Annotated in this window: 5 protein-coding genes and 1 pseudogene; 1 reads left to right on the top strand and 5 read right to left on the bottom strand. The window is 65.5% G+C overall.

All coding sequences use genetic code 11. From position 1 onward, the window contains the following. Positions 1-248: 248 nt before the first annotated feature. From XAXN_RS18335 to XAXN_RS18355, 5 genes are all read right to left on the bottom strand, one after another. Positions 249-2,267, bottom strand: a complete 2,019-nt coding sequence (locus tag XAXN_RS18335) for a phospholipase D family protein (protein WP_054320595.1) — start codon at positions 2,265-2,267, stop codon at positions 249-251. Continuing rightward, positions 2,264-2,836: a YceI family protein gene (locus tag XAXN_RS18340; protein WP_054320596.1), complete on the bottom strand. Its 573-nt coding sequence runs from the start codon at positions 2,834-2,836 to the stop codon at positions 2,264-2,266. Before XAXN_RS18340 ends, XAXN_RS18335 begins: the two co-directional genes overlap by 4 nt. Positions 2,837-2,839: 3 nt before the next feature. Next, positions 2,840-3,316, bottom strand: coding sequence for a SixA phosphatase family protein (locus XAXN_RS18345; RefSeq protein WP_003488452.1), 477 nt, complete (start codon positions 3,314-3,316; stop codon positions 2,840-2,842). Positions 3,317-3,330: 14 nt separating this feature from the next. Further along, the gene (locus XAXN_RS18350) at positions 3,331-3,963 is read right to left on the bottom strand and encodes a ParA family protein (protein WP_054320597.1); all 633 of its coding nucleotides are present in this window, start codon (positions 3,961-3,963) and stop codon (positions 3,331-3,333) included. A gap of 216 nt (positions 3,964-4,179) precedes the next feature. Continuing rightward, the gene (locus XAXN_RS18355; RefSeq protein WP_054320598.1) at positions 4,180-5,097 is read right to left on the bottom strand and encodes an AEC family transporter; all 918 of its coding nucleotides are present in this window, start codon (positions 5,095-5,097) and stop codon (positions 4,180-4,182) included. Between the two features lie 720 nt (positions 5,098-5,817). Between XAXN_RS18355 and XAXN_RS22085 the strand changes: the two are divergent. Beyond that, positions 5,818-5,956, top strand: a pseudogene (locus tag XAXN_RS22085) (IS5/IS1182 family transposase); the annotation flags it as partial.

Here is a 5,956-nt window from a genome sequence, read left to right on the forward strand (position 1 = left end):
GCGGGAAGCGGGAAGCGGGAAAAGCATCCCGGCGCCCGGGGTGCGATGCAACTGGGCCGTGGTGCCGGCGCCCGACAGCACTGGTTGGCCGCGCCAACGCATTGCGCGCCCCTCGCCCATGGCAACTGCAGCCACTTCGGCGATTTCCCGCGCCTAGGAACCGATCCGTAGCCAACTGCGTTCATCCAACCACAACGTGCTGCGCGGTCAGGCGGCCGCCGCTGCAACCCGCGCGGCACGCCGGCCGATCAGAGAATCGGTACCAGCCCGGCGCCGAAGGCGGTCAGCATGCGCACCAGCAGCCACTTCGGGCCGACATTGACCTCCGGGAAATCGCCCACCGCCACATAGCACTTGCGGAATTGCGGATCCTGCCGCTTGAGCGGAAACGGACAATTCGGGCCGGGCTGGAACTCGTAATTGGTGGCATAGCGCCATGGCCAGAAGTCCAGCACCGGCAAGGCTTCGGAGACCTTGCCCACGCTGTAGTTCAACCCGCCCAACACCGGCGGCTTTTCGCGCGGTGCCACCGTCCAGGCATTTTCCGGGGCGATATCGCGCTCGATGCTGGCAGCCAACGCCTGCGCAAAGCGCGCATCGTCGATCACCACTGCCGCTTCGGTGTTGTAGTTCTCGCTGCGCGGGTCGAAGTTGTGCGTACCGATCACGCCGATGCGGCGATCCACCACCAACGACTTGGCATGCAAACCCATGCGCGCACCGGCGCGGGTCACCGGCAGCGGCTTGTTGACCGCGCGCGTGCCCAGGAACGAGGGCCGCGTTTCGGTACGCAACACGCGCCGATCGACCTCGCTCCCGCCTGGCGCACGGCCGCTACCACTACCGCGCAGCACGCTGCCGGCGCTCGCGCTGGCATTCCCCTCCGGGCCGCTGCTGCCGCGCATCGCATTGCCCGCTGCGCTGCCGCCGATCAGGCGATTGGTGCGGCTGTCCTGATTGACGTCTGAGGCGACGTTCAGCGGGTCCGGCACCAGGTTGACGTAATCCACCGGGGCATCGAGCGGGAACGGCTTGAACTCGTACACGTTGAAGCCCAGTTCGCGCATGTTGCGGCGTTTGAACTTGTACGAGAGCGCATAGACGATGGGGTTGTCGGTGGCGGCCAGGCTATTGGTCGACACCACGATGCGCGGTGGCTGCGGGTGGTTGCGCAATGTGCGGAAGATCGCCTGCGCCTGGTCGGACAACACCAAGTAGGGGGTCTGCAGCAGCACTTCCTGCCGCGCGCCGGCAATCAGGCCGTCCAGTTCCGGCGCCGTGGACACCGCCTTGGCCACATGCTCCCGGCGGTGTTTTTGCGGCAGATCGGCCACGTAGAGCACGCGCTGCACCGGCATGGCCGGGGTCACGAAGGCGTCGCGCACGAATTGCGGGTCGCGCGCTTCGCGGTCCACCCGCGCCACCCGGTCGGGCCGGCGGAACTGGGCCGGCGGCATCGCCGGCACGCCCTGCTCCAGCAGCAGGCGCCCGACATCGTTCAGACGCTCGGCCGGTACGCTGCGCCGGGCGCGCCAGAACGCATCGAAATTGGCGGCCATGGCGCGCACTTCCGGCCCGGCCAGAATCACGTCGCGGTCGCGGAAGTTGTACTCGCTGTCCCAGCCGTAATAGTCGTCCTGGTAATTGCGCCCACCAACCACGCCCAGCACGTCGTCCACCACCAGCAGCTTGTTGTGCATGCGCTGGTTGAAGCGGCGGAAGCAACACAGCACGCTGCCGGCATAGTCGAAGTAATTGAGCTTGACCTTGCCGAAGGTGGGGTTGTAGATGCGCAGCTGCAGGTTTTCATGGCTGCTGGCCAGCGCGCCGAGAATCTGCAGATCGGCAATCGCCGACAGCTGATCGATCAGGATGCGCACCTTGACCCCGCGTTGGGCGGCGTCCACCAGTGCGTCCAGCACCATGCGCGCGCTGTCGTCCTTGTCGAAAATGTAGGTCTGCAGATCGATGCTGCGGGTGGCGCTGCGGATCAGGTTGAGCCGGGCCACCAGCGATTCTTCGCCGTGGTCGACGATGGTGGCGTAATGCCGCGGCGCCGCCGGGGTGGAGGCGGTGATCGCCTCGCCGCCCAGCACGCGCAATGGCGAGGGCTGGGCACAGCGATTGGCCTGGGTGCAATTGACCACGGTGCTGCGCGCCGCAGCGGCGACACCAGCGGCACGATTGCGTTCGGTTTGTGACAGGCTGGCGCATCCGGTGCCGAGCAACAACGTTGCCAGCACGCAAATCCTCAACAGATACGTCACGGGCGCCGCTCCTCCTGCAAGCGCCCACGCAGAATGAACGTCACCCTGTCGCCCAGGGCCATCTGCCACGCATTCATTTCGTAACGTCCACGCAGGACCGTCCCTCGACTGATCACGTCGCAATCATAGCCCGGCCGCGTGCATTCAGCCGGCACCACGTGCAGCGTCTCCAGATGGGTGATTCCGCGGATGGTCAGGTTGCCGACGATGTCGCCGCCCTGCTTCACCACTTCCTCGACATACGGCAGCGACTCGAATTCGACCACCGGATACTGCGCAACGTCGAAAAAATCCTCCCCGCGCATCCAACTGGTGTAGCGGTCCTTGCCGGGGATCTCCACCTGAGTGGCGTCCAGCCGGAAGCGCACCTGCTGACGCCCATCGGCCAACGTCACCACGTCACCGCGAAAACGCGGGAAAAACCCCTCGATCTTCATTCCGAAGCGCGTCTTGATCTCGAACCCGAAGCGCGATTGCGCCGGGTCGATGGACTGCACCTTCTGCTGCGCCATGCAGGGGAACACCACCCAGAGCGCGAGCCAGGCGTACCAGCGCAGCGACGGTGACACGGATCAAGGCCACCAGAAGGCGGTCAGGCGGGCGATGCCCGGCTCGATGGTGGCGTCCAGCGGCAAGGCCAGCAACGCGATCGAGGCGGTGGGCATGCCGCGGTAATCGCCGGTCTGGCCGCTGTGCATCAGCGCTGCCAGCCGTTCCAGGCCAGGGTTGTGGCCCACCAGCAGCAGGCGCTCGGCCTCGCGGTGTTCGTCCACCAGGCTGGCCAGGGTGCCGGGGGTAGCCTCATAAATGCGTTCGTCCAGCCGTTGTTCGATGTAGCCGGTAAGCTCGAGCACCGCCTCCAGGGTTTCGCGGGCGCGGCGCGCCGGTGAGCACAGTACCCGGTCGGGCACCAGCCGCTGTTCGCGCAGCCAACGCCCGGCCGCTTCGGCCTCGGCAATGCCGTGCGGCGACAGCGGGCGATCGAAATCGGCCTGTCCGGTGTCGGCCGGTTCGGCGTGGGCGTGTCGCAACAAGATCAATTCGCGCATAGGAACTTCCGGTTCTAGGACTTCTTGAGCCACTTGAAGAGCGGCTCCCAGTCCTGTTGATGGTCGCGCACCTGCGCCGAGCGGTAGTCGAACAAGCTGCGGCCCAGCCCGGCCATCACCACATAGGCCTGGGTGTCGCGCAGTTGTGTCACCAGCGGATACGGCCAGCTGCCGATCATGTCGGCGGCCTGTTGCGAGGTCTGGGTCCAGGGACGGGCACGATTGAGCACCAGGCCCACCGGCAGCTTGCGCTGATGCACGCGCGGCACCTTGGCCAGCGTGTTGAGAAAGCCGACCACCGCTTCGATATCCAGCGCCGAGGACAACACCGGTACCACGATGGCATCGACGTGGTCGAGAAATCCGCTCAGGTCGTCGGCCATGGCGCCGGCCGGCGCATCGACGATCAGGGTATCGGTGCCCTCCGGCACGGCGCTCTGCCAGCTGCGGCGCTTGGTGGCGTCGATCGGCAAGACCGCACTTTCCAGGCTGGCGCGGCGCTCTACCCAGCGGGTGGACGAACCTTGCGGATCGGCATCCGCCAGCACGGTGCGCTGGCCTTGCAACGCCGCATGTGCGGCCAGGTTGGTGGCGATCGTGGTCTTGCCGACGCCGCCTTTGGAGGCGGCCACCAGGACTGTCTTCATGCACGCCTCGCTTCCGGGAGCAAACCGGCAGCGTACACCGCGGCAAGGTGAGGAAGTAGTCGAAACACGTTAAACGCGCTGATGGTGAACAGGTAACGGCAGCGCAGACCTTCAGTCGACGAGCGATGTTGCAGGTCTGGACATACCGCAGTTCGAACAATCGCAAGCGCGCGTACGCGGCACTACTGCGTTCTGGCTGCTGCCAGCGTTTAGGCCTTAGGCCACCAGCCGCGCCAGCAGCCAGGCCCACGCAGGCAACATCAGCAACGACAGCAGGATGCTGTAGCCGACCATCGCTGCAGCCAGACGTGGCGCCAGCCGGTGCGAAATGGCCAGCGCGGCGGCGGTGATCATGGTGGGCATGGCCGATTCGAGCACATTGGTCTGCAGCATCTGCCCGCGCAGACCCAGCACCCAGGACAGCGGCAGGGCCAGGACCGGCATCAGCAGCAGCTTGAACACCAGGCCCACAGCCAATGGCTTGAGTTCGTCGGCAGGCAGGTGCAACTGCAGCGAAAAGCCCACCGAGAGCATCACCAGCGGCAACATCGCATCGGCCAGGTTCTTCAGGCCCGAGCCAATCCAGGCCGGCGGTTGCTCGGGCATCAGGGTCAAGGCGAACAGCAGCGCCCACAACGGCGGGAACTGCAGCACGCGCATCACGATCCGCCGTGCGGTCGGCGGGGTATCGCCGCTGTACCGGGCCAGCACATACAGCCCGAACGTGGACAGCAACACAAAGGTGCCGAACTGGTCGTAGACCACTGCATAGGGCAGCGCGTGATCGCCGATCAGCGCGCGCACCATCGGAAAGCCGATAAAGCTGGAATTGGTAAACACCACGCACATCAGCAGCGCGGCACATTCGGCGCGGCCGAAACGCAACAGGCGGCTGCAGCCCCACAGCAGCGGCACGATGATGGCGGTCAGCAGCCATGGCGTGGCAATCACCCCACCAAGCGAAGCGTCCAGATGCAGGCGCGGGACATAGGTCAGCACCGACGCCGGCAGGCAGATGTACAGCACGATGCGGTTGAGCACATCAGCGCTGTTGTCCGGCAACACCCGCAGGCGGGCGAACAGCAGGCCCAGCCCCAACATGGCAAGAATCAAGGCAAATGCATCTACCGCCATGCGCGATCGTGTCCGTTGCAAAGCGATGCACAGGATCGCATAGCGCGCGGCGAGCGCATCGGACGATGCGTTGGCCTGGCTGGTGCAAGGTGCACGCCACCCGAGCTCCGGCCACCGCGGAACTCCAACTACCGCATTGTTTCCCTATGCCGAAGCCAGCGTATCGAAGACGCGGCGCCCTCGCCGTTTTTAGACAATGCGTTGGACAAACACGGCATTGCAACGTGTTCCGCGGTGGTGCGCGGACAAGCCCTGCAGCAAATTCGCGGCGTCGGGTGCGCGGTGCCCTCACCGCTCGCGGGACACGCCGTGAACCCGTCCATGGGTGCTCGATGGCGGCATCCATGCCGCCATCGGTCCCGCAATCGGCGAGAACACCGCATCAGACAGTTGACTGGTGGTCTACTGAAGAATCAGGGCCGCGCCCGTGGTCTGCGGATCGCTTGTGGAACGTTGCACACCGACCAACGCAACTGGTCCTTGCCCGCCCACCGTCGCCGGACCTTACGCGGCATGGATGCCGCGTAAGCGCCTACAAGGACGTACTTGCGGCGTGTCCTGCGATGGTGGGCGGGCAAGGGCCCTGTAGCCACGCCACTGACCCGCGCCTTGCTCTCCCGCATCGACCTCGCAACGTCAGCAAGCCAAGTCCTAAGGCAACGCTGATCAAGTTCCAAAGATGCGAGGATAAGTGCTTCGCAGCGATGGTGGTGCAAGCCGATGAAGCAGCGGACCTTGGCAATGTCAGCTGACCAGGGCAACGGGTTTGAACAGTACCGTCGCCCGACGCGGCGCGATGTGTTCCTGGCACGGATGGAGACGCTGGTGCCGTGGATGGCACTGTGCGCGGTGATCGCCC

Origin of the sequence: Xanthomonas axonopodis (genome assembly GCF_001304695.1) — a bacterium.
GTDB lineage: Bacteria > Pseudomonadota > Gammaproteobacteria > Xanthomonadales > Xanthomonadaceae > Xanthomonas > Xanthomonas axonopodis.

Coding starts and splice junctions, on each gene's coding strand:
- XAXN_RS18345 (WP_003488452.1), bottom strand. CDS start 3,316: ATGCGCGAATTGATCTTGTTGCGACACGCCCACGCCGAACCGGCCGAC.
- XAXN_RS18350 (WP_054320597.1), bottom strand. CDS start 3,963: ATGAAGACAGTCCTGGTGGCCGCCTCCAAAGGCGGCGTCGGCAAGACC.
- XAXN_RS18355 (WP_054320598.1), bottom strand. CDS start 5,097: ATGGCGGTAGATGCATTTGCCTTGATTCTTGCCATGTTGGGGCTGGGC.